This is a genomic window from Leptospira kobayashii, assembly GCF_003114835.2.
Lineage (GTDB): Bacteria > Spirochaetota > Leptospiria > Leptospirales > Leptospiraceae > Leptospira_A > Leptospira_A kobayashii.
The window spans coordinates 1956422-1975040 of record NZ_AP025028.1; the positions used below are offsets into that span (position 1 = coordinate 1956422).

Here is an 18619-nt window from a genome sequence, read left to right on the forward strand (position 1 = left end):
GTCGGATTTCCCTCCATGGCAAAAAAAATTCTAATCCTTTCTATCCTTAGCTTTTCCAGCTTTCTTTTAGTCAATTGCGGGGACACAAGCCCTGTCATTGAAACCTTAGACGGTTATAAAATCACTGTTAAAGATTTCGAAGCTGCTTACGATACCGCTTTGGATTCTATCAGCAGATTGCAAAATATTGAAAAAAAGACATTACTTGAGTTCATTGAAAAAGACATTTCCGAAGTGCCTGGTCAGTTCCAAGATTTGAACTACCAATTGCAAAAGAAAAACTTTTACCAAACTTACAGACAGATGATCATGACAAAACTTGTTGCGGAGAAAAAAGGTTATTTCTCTCGCCCCGATGTACAAGAGGTTTTAAAACAAGTTGAAATGCAAACTATCGCGCAAATGTACGTTTCGGAGCAGGTTGAGAAAAAAATTCAAATCTCCGATGACCAAGCAAAAGCGGAATGCGAAAGAATGCGCAATACGGACAAAAACATTGCTTCTTTAACAATTGATAAATGTTTATCTTTTGCAAAAGCTCAAATGAAACAAGTTCAAACGAGAGAGCAACTTCCTTTGGTAGTGGAACGTATCAAAGAAGAAATTACAATCAAACGAAATGAGAAATTCGATTTGGATGCGTATCTTGCTCCTAAAAGAAAAGCAATTGAACCGAACCCTTCTACAACAGTAGAAAAAAAGTAATCTGGACAATACTCTTAACGCCTTTCTCCGTGGTTTGATCGAAGCCGCCACGGAGTTCCTTCCGGTTTCCTCTACAGGTCACCTTTTTCTATTCAGTCATTTTTTCCCTTTTACCGGGTTAGGGGATATCAGTGAATCTTTCGAAGATTTATTCGATATCTTCATCCAATCGGGAGCAATCCTTTCCGTATTTTATTTATATTATAAAAAACTAACGGCGCATGCTTTCGAATCCTTTCAGTATCTGAAAGGTGACAAATCGAAAGAGACGGGATTTTTGTTTTACCGAAATATACTCTTCGGTATTTTGCCAATCCTTGTTTTCGGCTTTGTGTTCAAATCCAAATTGGATCAGATCAAACAAAGTCCTTATCTTCTATTGATACTTTCTTTAGCATGGTTTATTGGCGGTTTGGTGATGATCGGTGTAGAAATTTGGAGATCCCGCCGCGAGAATCCGCAAACTGCAGTATCGGAAGAAAAACATATCGGAATGAAGGACGCGATTCTGATCGGCGTTTTTCAATGTTTTGCCTTGATTCCGGGAGTTTCCCGTTCTGCAGCAACCATCATAACCGCTAGATTTTTAGGAGTTTCCAAAAAAGATTCCGCTGAATTTTCCTTTTTCCTCGCCTTGCCTGTGTTAACGATCGCCGGTTTGTACAAACTCTATAAACACAGAGCGATTTTGAATTCGGAAACAGTAGGAATTTTACTCTTCGGAAGCATCGTATCTTTTCTGGTTTGTATCGTAATCATCCGTTTGTTCTTACAATTCTTACGAAGACGAAGTTTTATTTCCTTCGGGATTTACCGACTGATCCTCGGACTTGTTGTGCTGATTTATTTTTATAAATCGGCTTCTTAATAAAAAAAACGAAGAGTTTCAATTCTCCAGTTTGTCGTACAATTCCAGATAGGTTTCATTGTCTTTGTCGTTTAACATCGCTTTCTTTAGAACGGCTACGCCTCTTTTTTTGTTTCCGGACTTCCAATAAAGATTTGTAAGATGGATCGTATTTTTGGTATTCCAGGGATTTCTGAGAAAGAGTTTTTCTCCCCAATCGATCGCACGGTTGAAATCTCCTTTCTTTCTAAAAGCAATGGAGAGTAGTAAAATCAAATCCTCTTTGTCCGGTCGAAGTGCGATCGCCTTTTCCAAATAATTTGTAGCATCTTCCCAGATTTTCAATTTATAATAGACTTGTCCGAGTAGGGAAAGTATCGATTCCTGTTCCGGAATTTCCCTGACAATGGATTCCAGTAAAACACTTGCTTCTTTGATTTTTTCGGATTTCGCCTTTGTTTTAGCATCTTCCCAGGTTGTTTGCAAATGTTCAGGAATTTCCGATTTGGTTTGTTCCGGACCCAAATAAGTAACTTTAAGCAATGTTAAATCATCGGTGAATTCTCCGTAATCGGATAGATCCTGAACGATCATCTGTAAATCCGCTTTCGACTTTTCTATGGAGCCAAGGATTAATGTTTCATCTTCATTGATGATCCTATTTTCCAAACTACTTGTAGGTAGTGCCAAATCATCCCGTCCGTCCGATCCGCAAATAAGAACATCACCCGGATAAAGTTGCAAAGTTTGGATGAAGAAACTATCATCGTTTTTCGGAATTCCCAGTTTTCGAATCCACAATTCCTCTTCGATAAAAGACGCTTTTTCATCTCTGTAAAGAATCGTCCACGGGTGTTCCGCATTTATATAATAAAGAAATCCAGTGTTTTCTTCAATCAATCCTAGCGCTAAGGAAAGCAACATGGAGCCGTCAAAACTTTCGAATACGGTTTGAAGTTCGAGAAATAGTTCTTTCAACCATGTTTCGGGAGACTTTGATTGATTATTCGTAGTTTGAGAGCGTGCAAGGACTGCGTGAAATACGACTCCAAGGACCAAGGCCCCTCCGGCCCCTTGTATTGATTTTCCCATTGCATCCGCGTTTACGAATACTGTATAACGTTTGGAAGATAGTTCCAAATTCGAGGAAATACAAATATCTCCGCCTATCTCGTGTTTTTTGCCTCTGAATTCGAATTTTTTCTTTTGTTTGGTATAAAATTCGGTCAGAATATTCTGGCTTTTATTATCGTTACGGGCAAGGGGATTGATCAGCAGTGAAGTTAAAAAATAGTCCCCGTCCTGTTGATCTTTCAATTCGTTGACTTGCTTCAATGTCTGATTGAGTGCATTTGTACGTTCTTCAACTTTTTTCTCAAGATTTTTGTTGAGATCTTCCACTTCTTCGTTCAGTTTTACAAACGAGTTTGCGAGAATTGTCGCCAAACTTATGATAAATGCCAGAAAGAAGTAACCTAAAATCCGAGGGAAGATAATCGTTCCACGGGTCGAAAGTATATCCAGAACCGTCGCCAGAATGATAATGATAAGTCCGGCAAGTATGTAATAAGCCTTTCTATCTTTTTCCCTTATTTTTCTTATCAAAAAATAAAAGATAACGATCACATAAAGCAACCAGGTCGGTTGAATCACATTAGTCGTCATAAAGTTATAATACTCTATATCGGAAGTGAATAAAAACGATATGATGAATCCGAGCTCAAGAGCATCCAGAATCTTATAAAAAAGTTTGTATTTGTAATCGAATAATTTCCGGATAAAATGAAACATCAAAGGAATGAGTGTCACTAAAATAATGTATTCCACCTGTTTCATGGGCAGAAAACTGATACCGAATTCATATTTGATTTGGTTTCGAAGCAGATTATAAACTACGAGTCCGATTGAAAAAAGTCCGAAGAAAAAGTTTTCCGATTCCCTTCTTCTGCGAACGAATAAAAATAAAAAGTAACCTCCGACCGTCAGGTAAATCATAAGAAACAACAGCTTTGTGTATTCTTCCCGATAGTAGTCTTTGAAAAGTTTATCGGCAAGGCCGATTTCGGTTCTGTCCTGTTCTACTCCTACCGTATAATCAAAGTAAGGTTGAATGATCATCAGTATCGAATTTTCTTTTCCGTAATTTAAAAATTTATCAGGAATGGAATACAGTCTGATTTTGTCATAACATTGGGGATCTTCCGAATCCCATTTTCCGCTTCCTCCTAGAAAGTTGCCGTTCACATAAATTCTATCTCTATCATTGATCACTCCCAAGCGGATTGCCAGATTTCCTTTTGCGTCTTTGGGAAGACGGATCCATTTTAAGAGAGAGACTGTCTTTTTTTGGTTCATTTCGGGAACATCTTTCAGGATATTTCCCGGAACCCGGACCGGTTTCCAGGTCTCCCTTTTAAAATCCGAAAAGTTTATGCCTTGGATTTCTTCCTGAGAGAGGGCTCCTTCTTTGGCGAGCCAGGGGGATTCCGAACCTGCCTCAGAATCTAAGCTGACAGGAGAATCCAGATTCTCAATCTGGAGGGGAATAGCAGTCTCAGCGGTAAGTTCCGCAAGAGTTAGAAGAAAGATGAGTAAAAGCGAAAATAGAGAAGATTTCATTCCTATATTCAGTATTCATATTTTTGTAATATTTAAATGACATTTTAAAGAAATTTATGTCGATTCGACTTAAAAAAGATAAAGAAAAAGCAGCTCTCAATTTTCACCCCTGGGTATTTTCCGGGGCGATTGAATCCATTCCTAAGGATATTTTCTCCGGGCAAACTGTACGCGTAGAGTCGTTTTCGGGAAGTTTTTTAGGTTGGGGGCATTACGACCCAAAAAGTCAAATCAGGATTCGGCTTTTTTCTTTTACGGAAGCACTTACGGATGTTTCCCCTGGGTTTTGGAAAGATCGGTTTGAGGCTATTTTCCAGAGAAAAAAAGATCTGATCGATCCCAAAAAGACAAATGCATTTCGTTTTTTAAATTCCGAAGGGGATGGATGCCCGGGATTTATTGTGGATTGTTATGCGACGACTGCCGTAATTCTATTTCGCACACCGGGAGCCAGACTTCATAAACAGACTTTGTTTTCTTTTTTGGAAGAAAAAGGTTTTGATACCATTTTGGAAAAAAGGGAAAAATCGGATCATTCCGATGAGATGATTTCCGAATATTGGAAAGGGAATGCCAAAACTTCCGGGTTTTTGGAGAACGGGTTTAAATTTATCGCAGACTTGGAAGCAGGTCAAAAGACTGGATTTTTTCTGGACCAAAAGGAAAACAGATTCTTGTTAGGTGAACATTCCGAAGGCAAAACGGTTTTAAATACATTCGGTTATTCGGGAGCCTTTAGTGTTTATGCATTGTCAAATGCGGCAAGACAGGTTCATACTTTGGACATTTCCAAATCGGCGATTGAGTTGTGTGAGAAAAATCTAAGTCTGAATTTCGATTCGGCAGTTTTGAAAAAACACAAAAGTATAGTGGCGGATAGTTTCGAATATCTGAAGACGATGGATTCGGATCTATATGACTTGATTGTCCTCGATCCTCCCGCGTTTACCAAATCGGCGGCAACCGTTCCCAAAGCAACCAGAGGATATAAGGAGATCAATTTGAAAGCGATTTCCAAAATCAAGAAGGGAGGGCTTATATTTACATTTTCCTGCTCCCAACATATATCCCCCGATTTATTTCAAAAGATTATTTTCGGTGCGGCAAAAGACGCAAAACGGAATGTAAAAGTTTTATATAAAATGACCCAAAGCCCGGATCACGGATTTTCCATCTATCATCCGGAAGGGGAATACCTTAAAGGTCTTGTGATTCAAGTTGATTAATCGGAAAAGATTTTAAAAATGGGAACAATCTAAGATGAAATTCACATCGCTCAGTTTTCTTGCCTTTTTTCTAATTGTGTACATCGTAAATTGGTCCGTTAAAGGAAGTTTTCGATTGGTATTTTTGTTTTTAGTATCCATACTGTTTTACGCGGCGTGGTCACTCCCTTTCGCATTTCATTTTTTAGCATTGGTGTTGTTCAATCATCTATGCAACCAAAGAGTGCAAAAAGATCCGAACTCGAAATTTTTTCATCTTCTCTTATTTGTAAATTTAAGTAATCTATTCTTCTTCAAATACTTTTACTTTTTCTGGGACAGTCTTTTGTACATTACAGGCTCCCAGTTCTTTCAACCGGAACACATTCAGGATTTTTTACATAGCCAGTTCGGATTTGAGTCGATCACATTACCTTTGGCAATCAGCTTCTATAGTTTCCAAATGATTGCCTATGCTGTTGATGTGAAACGGGGGGATGCAAAAGAAAACCCTGACTTTCTCCGCTTCGGGTTATTCATTTTCTTTTTTCCTCAATTGGTAGCGGGTCCCATTGTTCGCCACGGAGAGTTCTTTTATCAATTGGAAAAATGGACTGCGAACAAACACCAGCTTTTGGAAGGGGTGTATTTGGTATTTCTCGGTCTTCTTAAAAAAGTAGTCATTGCAGATAATCTATCTCCTATCATCGAACCGATTTTTTCCAATCCGAACGGATTCGACCAATTGACAAATTGGTTGGCTATGTTCGGTTATGCGGCGAGAGTGTTCTGTGATTTTTCCGGATATACCGATCTAGCCCGAGGACTCGGTAAATTACTCGGAATCGATTTGCCTGAAAATTTCAAAGCTCCTTTTCTCTCGGTTTCCAATAGGGAGCTTTGGGCGAGATGGCATATGACTCTTTCCTCCTGGATCAAGGATTATATCTACGTGCCGTTAGGTGGCTCCAGGGTTTCCGAAATCAGACAATATTTCAACCTCATCGTCACTTTTTCCGCTGCAGGGATCTGGCACGGAGCAAACGTTACTTTTTTTATGTGGGGGTTTCTACACGGAATTTCCCTCAGTATAGAAAGAAAATGGGAAACGTACCGAAAATCGAAAGGAATCGATACCAAAAAACCTTTGCCAACCTATAGAAAGGTTTTAGGTGTTTTTTATGCATTTTCACTTTTCGCCATCACGATTGCATTTTTCAACGGACCCGATATGCCCAGGTCTTTACAGCTTTTAAGCAATGCTTTCTTCGGTCATTCCGGAGAAAGGATAGTGAAAACCGAATTCGTATTGTATTCGTTAGTAGTTACATTTCTTTTTAACTATCTTCAAACCAAAGAAAGTTTTCCCCGTGCTAACTGGTCTACTGCCAAGAGTCTTGGTTTTCTAGTAGTATTCGGATTTTTCTCTTTGGTTTTGCTCGGTTATCTCGCTCCCGGAGGAACGGAATTTATTTACTTTCAATTCTGAAATATATATGAGCTGGAAAAAACAACCTTTTCTATTTTACCCTTTGTTTGTTTGTTTGATTCTTTTCGGAATCGATAAACTTTTCTTTTTGCCTGTCGTTGTAGAAAATACACATAGTTGGAAAAAGATTGAAAGAAGTTTTTACGAACTGAAAGAAGATCTCTATCAGGTTCTTTTGGAAGAAAACAAAAAAGACCCTGCTAAAAAAATCGGATTGATCTTCGGTAGCTCCCGTTCCGGAGAATTTGATTCGGAACAGATTCGGAAATTTGTTCCGAATACGAATAGTTTTAATTTTGCGGCACCTCTTGGTCCTCCTTCCTTTCAATACTATTGGTTGCATAGGATATTGGAGGAGAAGCTTCCCATTTCTTACGTGATGGTGGAGATCGATCCCATTCTATTCACTCGTTCTTCCATCGACTATTCGTTAAACGGTTCCTATGATATGAAATTTGTTTTGGAACATCTGGATTTTTACAGACTAAAGTCGATTAACCCTTGGAAAACGGATGCGGACGGATTTTCGGTCGATGAAGTGGAGACTTATTTTTTAAAGAAACTTTTTGCACTTTATAAATACCCTCTCGATCCTTCGGCAATCAAAGCAAATAATAAGGAGATTGAAGTCGGTTTTATTCCTGTGGCAGGACTCGGAATCACAGGCAAAGAACACAAAAGAGGTTACCTGGATAAGATCAAGCTTGCCAATAGAATCAAATTCGGAGCATTGCCCAACGAGATCAAATTTGCAAATGCGGATTTCTTTTTGGAAAAAGATGCAGAGAACATTTACAATCAGTATCTAAAGAATTACCAATTGGCTCCGACTCAGATTTATTTCTTTAAGGAGATAGTCCGCATTATGGAAGGTAAAAATATTCCGATCGTATTTTATTATCCGGTAGTTGCGGAACCTCTTCGACGCCGTATGGAAGAATCGGGAATCTGGAAAGAGTTTCATAAAGAAACATTCGCAATCATTCGAACATTGGATTCAAAACCAAACAGTCCTTATTTTATCATCGATCCTGTGAGTGACAATCGTTGGACCTGCAAGGATTTTGTGGATTCCCTCCATTTGAGCGGAGCTTGTTTTTCGAACCTTTTACCGATTTTATTCCCGAAGGAATTGGCCGGATCTAATTAAGTTTCTTTCTCAGCTCTTTTCTTCGTTTTGCTTTTGGAATCAGAAAAAAATTTCTAAAAAGCAAAAATCCGACCGAACCCAAAATCAAAAATCCGGGGATCAGATATCTATTTACGAATTGGTAAAACATTTCGTAATTTCTGATCCATGTTTCTAAAAAAGAAAGGGATAAAGTTACGATCGTATATGAGAATAATATTCCTAAAAGATAGAGTGTGCTTGTTTTTAACATCCAAAGAGTATCGCCCAATTCCTCTTTAAATCGACTAAACTCGGTTAGTATTTCTTGGTAGGTTTTGCCATGAGTGGCTCTATAAACCGAATACGCTTCTTCCATTTCAGGATCTTTTGTTTTTCCATCCAAAAGTACAAAATCAAAATCCAATGATTCATCGTATTCTTTTCTATCCGCAGGATTGTTCAGAATTTGAAAAGCGCGGGTCAATTCTATCAGTTTTGTCTCGGCCTCAAAGGGAGCTTTGGGAAGTAGGGAGACCCAGAACCCCTTTAAATCCTCGTATTGAGAGAGGATTTCTTCCTTTTTTGCCGTTTTGGAAACGCAAAGGGTTTCGTAATATGTTTCCTTCCTGACTTTCGGCATAATGATTCCAAGGCGTAATCCTTTGGATTCCTATGAGATAAGGGATGTTCTTTGCTTTACAAGACGATTTTTCGAAAAATCATAGAATTATATGAGTCTGTCCCTGCAAGAATCGGAATCTATTTCCCACCCAGCTGAATTGGGTAAGGTTTTCGTAGAAACCTACGGGTGTCAAATGAACGAATACGATTCCGGAATCGTCCGTGAGCTTTTCAAAAAAGAAAATTACGAATCCGCAACTACCATTGAAGACTCGGATATTATTTTTCTAAATACTTGCGCTGTCCGCGAAAACGCCCACGCAAAAATTTACGGCAGACTTCAATCCCTCGGTTACTTAAAGAAAAAAAATCCGAACCTTGTGATCGGTGTTTTGGGCTGTATGGCGCAAAACCTGGGAGAAGATTTATTCCACCAGGAACTCCCTTTGGATTTGATTGTAGGCCCTGACAATTATCGCAATCTTCCCGAGCTGATTAAAAAGATTAGAGGAGGGGAAAGAGATGTACAACTCACCCGACTTTCCAAATTGGAAACTTATGATGAATTGGAACCGAAGGTAATCAACGGAATCCAAGCCTTCGTCACAATCATGAGGGGATGCAATAATTTTTGTACTTTTTGTGTGGTTCCTTATACCCGTGGAAGAGAGAGAAGCAGAGAGCCGGAATCGATTATCAGAGAAATCCAAGGACTGATCGATCTAGGAGTCAAACAAGTGACTCTTCTCGGACAAAATGTAAATAGTTATGCTCACGAACATTCGGATTTTGCCGTACTAGTAGAAGAGATTTTAAAACAAACCAAAATAGAAAGGCTTCGTTTTACTTCCCCTCATCCTAAAGATTTCCCAACTCACCTAATCGATCTTATGGCGGGAGAGGAAAGATTTTCTTCTCAGATTCATATGCCTTTGCAGGCGGGTAACGATAAAGTGCTTCGGGATATGAAACGAAGTTACACTCAAAGAGAATACTTGGATGTGGTCGATATGATCCGGAAAAAAATCCCCGATGTAGGGATCACTTCCGACATCATCGTAGGGTTTCCCGGAGAAACCAGGGAAGAATTCCAGGAAACTTTAAAAGTTGTAAAAGAAGTCGGATACGACATGTCTTATATGTTCAAATATTCCGAAAGGGAAGGAACGATCGCCAAGCGGAAGTTTATCGATGATGTTCCCGAAGAGGAAAAATCGCAAAGACTCATCGAACTCGTGGATTTACAGACTAAAATTTCCCATGAAAGAAATAATTCGAAAATAGGAACCACATTCGATGTATTGATCGAAAATACTTCGAAAAAAAGTAAACTCGAGTTATGCGGTAGATCCCATTGCGGTAGAATGATCGTATTCCCGATCCCTTCGGGAGAAAGTAGCGACCCTAAGGATTGGATCGGAAAAACCATCCCGGTGCAAGTCGAATCAGCATCCAGTGCAACCCTTAGGGGAAAGGCGGTTCGTGGATAATACGAAAAAGGTAGATCTAAGAACCGTAAGGGTTTTTTCCAAAGAGGATCTTCCCCCCGGTTTTCAAGTTCATACGGATAAGGGTGGTTTTTTAAAAAAATTCAAACCTCCTATCTTACGTATTTATATCCTAAAAGAAATTCTAAGCCCTTTTTTGGTAGCATTGTCTTTTTTTACAATGATATACATGGCGGTAGCCATTCAAAAGATGATCGGTCTATTTGTGGGCAAAGGAATCGATTTTTTCAGACTTTTGGATTATATGGGGTATGTTTTCGGAAATACGTTGCCTATGACGATTCCAATGGCTTGTTTGATGTCTGGAATTATGGCCGCAGGACGCCTGTCAGGTGATTCGGAAATCACTGCGATGCGTGCTTCCGGTGTATCTTTCCCGTTTATCTATTCGAATTTTTTGGCATTCGGCTTCGTGATGACTCTGATTGTAGGTTATCTTAATTTTTATCTTGGGCCGGAAAATACAAGAAAGATGAAGGAGTTTGATAACTGGATTACCACCTACAATCCGTTACTCGCTATTCAGCCGGGACAGTTTTCCGGAGATAAAACACAGGATCTTTTTGCTGAAAAAGGCAGGACCCTCTATTCGGGCGGAGTGGATAACGATGGAAATTTAAGTAAGGTTCAGATTCGCGAATGGCAGATTTCCGCGGAAGGAACCGATTATATCATGTTCAATAACCTTGCCATTCCCATGGGCGGATCCAAAGTCACGCAGATCATCAACGCCAAGGAAGGAATGTTAGTCGAGAAAAAGAATCCCAAGGGAGAATATGAAAAGTCAATTCGATTGAAAAAAGGATTTGTTGTGGAATGGAATACGGAAAACGGAGGGCTTAGCATTACCAATTTTCTAAACGGAGAAATGGACTATAATGTTCCTCCCAAACAAGAAACCAAAACCCTTGGAATCAATGTAAAACCGGATACTTTTTCACTTCCCATGCTCATCCATATTCGAAATTCCATAGAAAGCGAAGGTCTGGAAAATATCCCCGGTCTAGAGATGTTAAAGGAAATGGGAATGTCCATCAAAGGTGTGGAAGGGCTCCGTGGTATTGTTGAGCAACTGAAATATGAGATTATTTTGGGCCAATCGAACGGAACGATGGATCAGTCGGAGCTTACGCAAAAATTTTCCATTTTTTCCCAATTGACAGAACTTTTGAATGAATCTAAAAAAACACTTACTTCTTTCAATGTGGAGATTCATAAGCGGTTTGCAACCCCTCTCTCTTGTCAGATTTTTTTCTTTCTTTCCTTTCCCTTGGGGCTTGTAGTCAAAAGATCCGGAAAAGGAATGAGTTTTACGCTTGCAGTTGTATTTCTATTAATTTATTATTTGTTTTTTATATTTGGTTCGGGGATATCTTATAAAGCAAATGTTCCCGATTGGGTTGGTCCTTGGTCTGCAAATATGGTAATTGCCGGAATTTCCGTATATATTATGATATCTAGAACAGATGCAAAGCTACCTGAATCAATTCGAGCCAAATTGGGTTTTTATTTTAAAGCTAAGGACAAATGCGGCGAGGTTTGGGACCGGTCCAAAAACCGCCTGCAGGACCTGAAAAATCAATTTAGGAAACGGGGATAAAGGTAAAATTTTGCTGGAAAATTCCCTCCTTGGCGTGTTCAATCAATTAGAAGATCTTTTTGGAGTCATATCGTTGAAAACTTCTATTATTTGGAATCTTTCCCATAACCGTGCATTTCCTTTGGAGTTATGGAAACATCCGAAAATCAAAATCCAAGTGAATAATATTTCTCTCAGTGAAATTGGAAAAATCGAACTATCAGCCAATGATATAAACATTCTATTTTTGCAAATCAGCCTTTCTGAATGGAAAACCATTCAGACCAAAATCAAAAAAGAATTCGAATTACATCCTTTTTTATCTTTGATCCTAGTTCATTCGGAAGACGGGGGAGCGCAAATTCAGAAAGACTTTGATCAAAATTCAAGATTTCTGGTTTTGGAAAATCCGATTCGTACCCAAGAATTACGATTGATTTTGGATCGTTCGATCCAAGCGGAATTTTATAAGGCAGCCGCTTTAGACATAGGTAACAGCTGTTTGCAGAACGTAGGTTTTTTCGAAGGAGTCTTTACACTTGCTCACAGAGAATATGAAGATTCAAAAAGAGAAAACGACGCATTAAAATCCATACTTCAATACGAAGAACAGGTAAAAAAATCCCAAGCGGGAATCAATCTTGCTTTAGAAAAAGTAACAGATCTTAAGAACCAAGAGATGATTGAGCTTCACGGCAGAGTGAAAGCGAGCGAACAATTGGATGTATTAAGAGAAAGAGAACTTAAACAAGCGTTAGAGCTTCAGAAAGCAACCGAAGAAGTTTTAAATTATTCCAGAATCGAAGAGATGAACTTGGACAAAATCTTGAAAGCTCAAGATAGACTTTTTCAATATACGGAACAGGAAATCAGAGATTTGGTAGAAGAAAACAAGGCATTGAAAGCAAAACTCGGGATGTGATCAGATATCCCGAGCGATCTTTTCTTCGATTGCAGTAAATTCTTTCGATTCTCTTCCGTAATGTAATTCTGCAAATCGGAGTAGATGTTTCTTTTTGGACTCTCTCCATTCTTCCGCAATGGAGGGATTTTTACCTTTCGTCGCATTGAATTCCAGTTTTTCATACGATAAAGCAAGTAAGCGATGTGGTTCCGCTTCCTTTTCGTTTTTCTCGGAAAGACTGATGTATCTTTCTAAAAAATCCGCCGACTGCATATAATTTTTAAATGCATCTTGATGTTTGATATATTCTCTATACAGCCCTGATTTCAAATCCAAATAAGGCTCGCTTGATTTTACTTTCGGATTTTCTATCTTATCCAAAAAAGCCATTGCTTTGATCAACCGGAGGACGGCCTGATTACGAGCATCCGAAAGTGTTTTTTGAAATTCCTTTTCTCTTGTTTCGTTGCGTGCTTTTCTTTGCCAATCATAACGATCTTCGTAATAGACAAGGGATTTTGCTTCTTCTCTTTTTTTTGCAACCGATTTGGTCGCGATTTCAAATCCTTCGATCGCTATGGAATATTCTTTATTCGCTTCCTTCCATCTTCGTTGGGAAGAAGCTTCATCTACCAAATCCAGGATTTCCATTTCTTGAAATCGTTCCGGTCCGGTTCCCCAAGGAGAATCTTTGTCCGGAGAAGTGGGTAGAATTTGTTCGATTTTGGAATCGGATGTATTTCTGGAGACTGAGCTTTGGGAATCAGCGTTGGTTCTTCCCTGAGGAAAAATAGAAATAAGGACTAAAATTGAAATGTAGAAACGAGACAGTATTTTTTCCATAACGCTTTTTATAAACTTTCCTTGAATCTAGGAACTTGGCAAGAACTATCATATCATGACACAAATTCAGAGAAAAATGGAGATTACGAAAAATATAGTTCTGATCGCCCATGATAATAGAAAAGAAGACTTGTTGGAATGGGTCCTTTATAATAAGGGGACTCTTGCCAAACACAGACTGTCTGCAACAGGAACTACTGGTAAGTTAGTCCACGAACGGGCTGAGTTGCCTGTACATCGCTTTATTTCAGGCCCACTCGGGGGAGATCAACAGATCGGAGCAAAGATCGTAGACGATGGAATCGACTTCATGGTGTTTTTCTGGGATCCATTGACTGCGCAACCGCATGATCCGGATGTAAAAGCACTTCTTCGTATTGCAGTTCTTTATAATATTCCAATGGCATGCAACCGTGCCAGCGCCGATTTTCTAATTTCATCCCCACTTATGGAGAAAGAATACAATCGCCAATTGATTGACTACGGTTCCAGACTTGCCGTTAAACATTGATTTATCTATGTTCGCGAAAATTTTAGAATTTTTCTCCGGAAAGAAAAAAAGAAAAAAATCCTTTTCTTTGGACTCTTTCGCGTTGGAAAGACTGGAAAAGGAAATGAGAAAGGATAAGTCAGTGATTGGACTTGAGATTCGGATTGATCGGAATTCCATGGGAAAGGGAGTAGTGTATGCCGGTTTCAGTAAAACATTCAATTACGAGATCGGGCAGGAATCTACGAAGGTTTTGATTTCAGAAAAGGATTTAAAAGAACTTCAAACCGGATATCTGTCTTATTCCCGGGAAGAAGGTGCTTTTTTATATTATCCTGAAATAGTATTGGATTGGGAAAATACCCCGAAAGAAAATATACAAAGGATTCTCTCTAACAAGAGTTTTACTTCGAACGGACAGGGCTGGACAGGGGAAAAGAACAGCAATACATTCGAACCGATTCGGAAGATTTTGCTTCGAGAGGAAGTGGTTTCCATTTATTCAAAAAACGATATGTTTCAGATCGAATTTAGTCCTCTGCATCCTACTGAGTCTGAGGAAGAGGAAATTTCAGACCAGATCCTTATTTATCTTACTTCTTTGTATCCTGCTCTAAACGAACCGTTACAAAATCGCCCGTAGCCAATTCCTTTTCCCAACCTCTGTTCTTAGGTTTTATAATGCTGATATCCTGTCCGAGTGCAGTTACATCACCTTCTGTGATCAAAGATCCTTTTCTTACGAACCGAACCACCGTTTTTGCAGTAAGTCCGTCTCTTTTGCCCAAAGATACAAGCACTTCATCTTTTTTTACCTTAAGAATCTTTCCTTCTATGGGGAGCGAGTTTTTTATTTTTTCCGAAATGCGATTCAGTATGGTGGAAAGTCCGTCTCTTCCTTTTTGATTTGTTTTCCAAACGCCTATGTTTTTGGAAGTGGTCCTGTCATAGAGATAGATCTCCACATCGATGGAATCATTCGCATACTGGTAATTTCCATGGACCACATAACGGATTTTAGCCGTATTTCTTCTCTCCTTATCTAAAACGGTCAAAGACTCGACGGAAAACGGAATCGTCTTGGAATAAGGATGAAAATCCAATTCTTTCAGGGAAGTCCGAATCATTTGAAACTCGGAGTCGGAAGGAAGTCTGACATTGAATAAGTTCTGTAAATTGTATCTTAAAGCTTTGGATAATAGTCTTCCTGCAAAATAATGTTCCGGAAAAGCTACCTTCGATTCCAAATCGAAAACAAAAACTTCCGGACTTGTTGAAACAACGGAGTTATGTACTCCGCTTTGTTCTATTGTCACATAACCTTCTTGAGATTCCAGAGATTGTTTTAGATTCGCAATCGCAAATTCCAGTTTGTTTTGCATTTTGAAGTTGGTTGGATCTTCCTCTCTTTGGCGTAAAAGCAGATTGATGTATTGAATGGATTCCCCGCTTAGATTGTAGGAATCCAATAATTCTCGCCGGATCGTAGGGGATTGAGGATTGAGATCTTTCGCTCGTAATAGATGGAATTTCGCTGACTTGAAGAATAATGAGTATTTTTCAGAGATATATCTGTCCCTTCTGTAATCACCTAACTCCCGTCTGAGTTTGGATTCTTCCTTTTCGTTTTTGATTACATACTCTTCCGCTGCGAATCTTTCTATTTCATCCAAATCATCGATTTGCAAAGACCTTCTGTAATGAAAACTTGCAAACTTGGAACGGTTCAATTCTTCACCGAGCGCGGCTTCCAATGCATGGTAATGTTTGTTCTCTGGAAATTCACGAGCTAACTCGTAGATCAATTTGAATCCGGATTCCAAAATATTCGTATCTAAATTTCCCGAAGAGTAAGATTGAATCATTTTCAACTTCACTAATAATAATCTGGATAATTCGTGTTTTTTATCCAGATTCAAAGCGTTGTTGATGTTTTCCTCCACATCGGCAAGGGAACTGAGTAAATTTGGGACATGGAAATAGTTCCTGTACAAACCCAATTTTGCAATCAGATAGAATCCGTCCGGATCGCTTGGACTTTGAGAAATATACCGTTTCAGACTTTCTTCCGATTCTTTCCATTGGGAAGATCGCAAATAAAGTTCACCTAACATTTTCTCTACGTCTTTCGGATACCCCAGCTTTTCACTTAAGATTTTCAGCTTATGAATCGCGAGTTCCTTTCTTCCTATCGCATAAAGATAACGCGATTCCAAAATCCGCAAACTGGAATGATTCGGAAATTCTTCGAGTAGAGGGTCGATTCGTTTGGGAACTTCGGAAAATTCTTCCAAATCTATGTTGATTTCCGAGAGCCCGATCACCGCAGGAAAATTTTTAGGAGAACGGGACAATACCTCGGCGAATGCCCGTTTAGCATCGGTTAGCGACCCTAATGTTTTGGAACATTCCGCAAATCCTATCTTCGCCTCGATGGAATTGTTGTTTTTTCTAAGCGCATTTTGGAAATGAACGATTCCTTTCCTGCAATCATTCTGGGATTGTTTTTCCTTTCCTATTTCAATTTCTTCCAATACCGTCTGGGACTCGATCGAACCGAAACCGATTAAGATCAGGGAGATAAGAAAAAATTTAGTTTTCATAAGGTACAAAATACCCTCCCAAATCTTTTCCTTTGACTCCTCTGTAGTCCACGTCTACAACCAGTTTGATATATCTGTCTACCAACTCGGGATTGATATCCGTTTTGTAGGAAAGAATGTATCTGTAATCGAAGTAGGATCTGAAAATCGAATATAAATTTCTTTCTTCTCCTTCTCCGTCCAAAACAATAAACTTCCCATTCGTCGGTTCCGTGATATCGACCCATGATTTTTTAACGGAAGGAGAGGATGAAGTGGACAATACGAATATGGGAATCGAATGTGCTTTCGCATAATCTACGATTCTGGATTTGGAATATTGTAAAAAATGACTCTCTTTGCTTTCAGAGGCAACAAGAAAGACCAGGATTCTCGGTCCGATATTCATTGTTAGTTGATTTAGTGCGGAGATTGCAGATTTACCGAAATTAAAATTTTCTTCTTTTTTAGAATCTCTTATCTTTGCTAAAATTTCTTTCTGGGATTTCGTGGAGGGAATGATGAGATTTGAATCTTTGCCGGCCCGAAACAATGATATGTTGTCCCATTCCGTTAGAGATCGGAAAAAAGGAATCAGAGAATCATTCAACAATCCTTCCGATTTCCCAAGAATTTCGCTATTTTCATAAACGAAGGCAAGATTCATTTTTTCATTTAGCTTTTCTTTCTTTGCCAGAGAAAACAAAGGAGTCATATTATCATTTTCATACACCCGAAATGCCAATCTATCTACGCCTATGATTTCCTTGCCTGCACGGTTTCTCAGTCTGGTATAAATATGTATGTTTGGGAATTCGGAGGTATCTACGGATTCGATTTTCAAGTCCAAGTTGGAAAGTAGATTGTTCTTCCCGGAGAAAACATCGACTCTATGTTTTCCGAAATCAACCGCGTAGAAAGAACCGGTCGGATCGATATTTACGGCAAACGGACGATTTAACACCCGATATACTCCCTTTTTGTCTCTGAATCTGGGAAGTAGTTTCCATTCTCCCATTTCCAGGGAATAGGACCAAATGCCGGTTAGTTCATCCGTCACGTACATTTCATTTTCCAAAATGCGTATGTTTCTGGGACGTTTCCATTCCTGTTTTGTGATCTTTGACAGTAAATTTCCGTCAAAATCAAAAACCAGAATGCGAACATTATCCTTATCCACCACATAGATCTTGTCTTGATAAACAAAAATCCCTGCAGGGTTTTTCAAAAATGTATCATCACTTCCATTCCACGCGAATTCAAAAGAGCCGTTTGAATTGAATTTCTGAATTCTGTTGTTTCCCGAATCGGAAACATAAAAATTCCCCGATGTGTCGAATGCGATTCCCGCAGGGCCGTGAAAACTTCCCTGATTGCTACCCGGGCCGCCTATAGTATTTAATAATTTTCCTTTCAGATTAAAAACCAAAACTTCATCCCTTGCAAAATCACATACGTATAACTTTTGTTTGTGATAAGCAAGAGAAACGGGTTTTTCCAATCTTTTGGTGATACTTCCTTTCCAATTGGAAACAGGCTCTCCGTTTGCATTGAATTGAACGATATTGGAAGTATCAAAACCGGCTATATAGAAAAAACCGTCTTCATCGAAAGCTATGTCCACCGGATTTCGAAATCTATTTCCCCGAAACTGATCACCATCCAAAGTTTTGAAAAAGATTCTCTCCAAAGAAGAACTTCCGCCGGCGATATTCAATCGGAGGGATTCGATTTTAGTTTGGAGTAGTAGGTCCGATTTTCTTTGAGTGGAAAGAATTTCCAACTCTTCGAGAGATTGTTCCCATTCACCTAACAAAAAGTAATTGTTTGCAAGTTCCAAACGTGCCAGGTGGAAATCTTTTTTCAAGGAAACCGATTTTTGAAATCTCTCTTTTGCTGCGGAATATTTTTTTAGGTTTTTATAAGTTAAACCTTTTTTAAATTCCTCTTTTGCGGCTTCTTCGCCCAATTGAAAATTAGGAAAATCAATGGATGCGATTTGGGTCGAAACGAATAGAAATAAGATAAAAATGATCCGTTTCAAATTCTAAGCTCCCCTCCCTATCTAATGGGACATAATTTGCGCGTCAATCTCTTACTCGCTCAATTCTTTCAA

The 18619-nt window shown here is 39.0% G+C and carries 15 protein-coding genes; 10 read left to right on the top strand and 5 right to left on the bottom strand.

What is annotated here, in order from left to right:
- The first annotated feature begins 15 nt into the window (after positions 1–15).
- Positions 16–705, top strand: a complete 690-nt coding sequence (locus DI077_RS08550) for a lipoprotein LipL31 (protein ID WP_109019733.1) — start codon at positions 16–18, stop codon at positions 703–705.
- Position 706: 1 nt separating this feature from the next.
- The gene (locus tag DI077_RS08555) at positions 707–1573 is read left to right on the top strand and encodes an undecaprenyl-diphosphate phosphatase (protein ID WP_109019734.1); all 867 of its coding nucleotides are present in this window, start codon (positions 707–709) and stop codon (positions 1571–1573) included.
- Positions 1574–1591: 18 nt separating this feature from the next.
- Here DI077_RS08555 and DI077_RS08560 read toward each other — a convergent pair whose 3' ends face one another.
- Positions 1592–4171 carry a SpoIIE family protein phosphatase gene (locus tag DI077_RS08560; protein WP_109019735.1) on the bottom strand — a complete coding sequence of 860 codons (2580 nt, stop codon included), beginning with the start codon at positions 4169–4171 and terminating at the stop codon, positions 1592–1594.
- A gap of 56 nt (positions 4172–4227) precedes the next feature.
- Between DI077_RS08560 and DI077_RS08565 the strand changes: the two genes are divergently transcribed.
- The 3 genes from DI077_RS08565 to DI077_RS08575 are packed head-to-tail and all read left to right on the top strand — an operon-like array spanning position 4228 to position 8015.
- A complete protein-coding gene (locus DI077_RS08565; protein WP_109019736.1) occupies positions 4228–5397 on the top strand; it encodes a class I SAM-dependent rRNA methyltransferase in 1170 nt (389 codons plus the stop codon).
- 34 nt (positions 5398–5431) lie between these two features.
- A complete protein-coding gene (locus DI077_RS08570; RefSeq protein WP_109019737.1) occupies positions 5432–6865 on the top strand; it encodes an MBOAT family O-acyltransferase in 1434 nt (477 codons plus the stop codon).
- A 7-nt stretch (positions 6866–6872) separates the two neighbouring features.
- Positions 6873–8015 carry a DUF1574 domain-containing protein gene (locus tag DI077_RS08575; protein WP_109019738.1) on the top strand — a complete coding sequence of 381 codons (1143 nt, stop codon included), beginning with the start codon at positions 6873–6875 and terminating at the stop codon, positions 8013–8015.
- Here the strand turns inward: DI077_RS08575 and DI077_RS08580 are convergent.
- Positions 8008–8616 carry a DnaJ domain-containing protein gene (locus tag DI077_RS08580; RefSeq protein ID WP_109019739.1) on the bottom strand — a complete coding sequence of 203 codons (609 nt, stop codon included), beginning with the start codon at positions 8614–8616 and terminating at the stop codon, positions 8008–8010. The two genes, DI077_RS08575 and DI077_RS08580, sit on opposite strands and share 8 nt — an antisense overlap.
- A 91-nt stretch (positions 8617–8707) precedes the next feature.
- On the opposite strand from DI077_RS08580, the gene miaB reads away from it, so the two are divergent.
- From miaB to DI077_RS08595, 3 genes are all read left to right on the top strand, one after another.
- A complete protein-coding gene (gene miaB / locus DI077_RS08585) occupies positions 8708–10087 on the top strand; it encodes a tRNA (N6-isopentenyl adenosine(37)-C2)-methylthiotransferase MiaB (RefSeq protein ID WP_109019740.1) in 1380 nt (459 codons plus the stop codon).
- On the top strand, positions 10053–11705 hold the full coding sequence (locus DI077_RS08590) for an LptF/LptG family permease (protein WP_423241775.1): 1653 nt from the start codon (positions 10053–10055) through the stop codon (positions 11703–11705). The genes miaB and DI077_RS08590 overlap by 35 nt, the downstream gene beginning before the upstream one ends.
- A gap of 67 nt (positions 11706–11772) precedes the next feature.
- Positions 11773–12606 (top strand): hypothetical protein, encoded by an 834-nt coding sequence (locus tag DI077_RS08595; RefSeq protein ID WP_174705631.1) that lies wholly within the window; start codon positions 11773–11775, stop codon positions 12604–12606.
- Here DI077_RS08595 and DI077_RS08600 read toward each other — a convergent pair whose 3' ends face one another.
- Positions 12607–13431, bottom strand: a complete 825-nt coding sequence (locus tag DI077_RS08600; RefSeq protein WP_109019742.1) for an FcpA-related putative periplasmic flagellar protein — start codon at positions 13429–13431, stop codon at positions 12607–12609.
- A gap of 55 nt (positions 13432–13486) precedes the next feature.
- Here DI077_RS08600 and DI077_RS08605 point away from each other — a divergent pair, with 55 nt between their 5' ends.
- Positions 13487–13942: a methylglyoxal synthase gene (locus tag DI077_RS08605; RefSeq protein WP_174705628.1), complete on the top strand. Its 456-nt coding sequence runs from the start codon at positions 13487–13489 to the stop codon at positions 13940–13942.
- A gap of 7 nt (positions 13943–13949) precedes the next feature.
- Complete coding sequence (locus DI077_RS08610; RefSeq protein WP_109019743.1) at positions 13950–14564, top strand: hypothetical protein; 615 nt, start codon at positions 13950–13952, stop codon at positions 14562–14564.
- Here DI077_RS08610 and DI077_RS08615 read toward each other — a convergent pair.
- Together DI077_RS08615 and DI077_RS08620 are read right to left on the bottom strand one after the other, a co-directional pair.
- Positions 14515–16524: a tetratricopeptide repeat protein gene (locus DI077_RS08615; protein ID WP_109019744.1), complete on the bottom strand. Its 2010-nt coding sequence runs from the start codon at positions 16522–16524 to the stop codon at positions 14515–14517. The two genes, DI077_RS08610 and DI077_RS08615, sit on opposite strands and share 50 nt — an antisense overlap.
- Entirely contained in the window at positions 16514–18547 is a 2034-nt protein-coding gene (locus DI077_RS08620) for an NHL repeat-containing protein (RefSeq protein ID WP_109019745.1), read from the bottom strand. Before DI077_RS08620 ends, DI077_RS08615 begins: the two co-directional genes overlap by 11 nt.
- Between the last annotated feature and the right edge of the window lie 72 nt (positions 18548–18619).

What these genes read in the sequence shown, in the direction of transcription:
- DI077_RS08550 (WP_109019733.1), top strand. Translation starts at nt 16, where the DNA reads ATGGCAAAAAAAATTCTAATCCTTTCTATCCTTAGCTTTTCCAGCTTT.
- DI077_RS08600 (WP_109019742.1), bottom strand. Translation starts at nt 13,431, where the DNA reads ATGGAAAAAATACTGTCTCGTTTCTACATTTCAATTTTAGTCCTTATT.
- miaB (WP_109019740.1), top strand. Translation starts at nt 8,708, where the DNA reads ATGAGTCTGTCCCTGCAAGAATCGGAATCTATTTCCCACCCAGCTGAA.
- DI077_RS08575 (WP_109019738.1), top strand. Translation starts at nt 6,873, where the DNA reads ATGAGCTGGAAAAAACAACCTTTTCTATTTTACCCTTTGTTTGTTTGT.
- DI077_RS08605 (WP_174705628.1), top strand. Translation starts at nt 13,487, where the DNA reads ATGACACAAATTCAGAGAAAAATGGAGATTACGAAAAATATAGTTCTG.
- DI077_RS08565 (WP_109019736.1), top strand. Translation starts at nt 4,228, where the DNA reads ATGTCGATTCGACTTAAAAAAGATAAAGAAAAAGCAGCTCTCAATTTT.
- DI077_RS08570 (WP_109019737.1), top strand. Translation starts at nt 5,432, where the DNA reads ATGAAATTCACATCGCTCAGTTTTCTTGCCTTTTTTCTAATTGTGTAC.
- DI077_RS08580 (WP_109019739.1), bottom strand. Translation starts at nt 8,616, where the DNA reads ATGCCGAAAGTCAGGAAGGAAACATATTACGAAACCCTTTGCGTTTCC.
- DI077_RS08560 (WP_109019735.1), bottom strand. Translation starts at nt 4,171, where the DNA reads ATGAAATCTTCTCTATTTTCGCTTTTACTCATCTTTCTTCTAACTCTT.
- DI077_RS08615 (WP_109019744.1), bottom strand. Translation starts at nt 16,524, where the DNA reads ATGAAAACTAAATTTTTTCTTATCTCCCTGATCTTAATCGGTTTCGGT.
- DI077_RS08610 (WP_109019743.1), top strand. Translation starts at nt 13,950, where the DNA reads ATGTTCGCGAAAATTTTAGAATTTTTCTCCGGAAAGAAAAAAAGAAAA.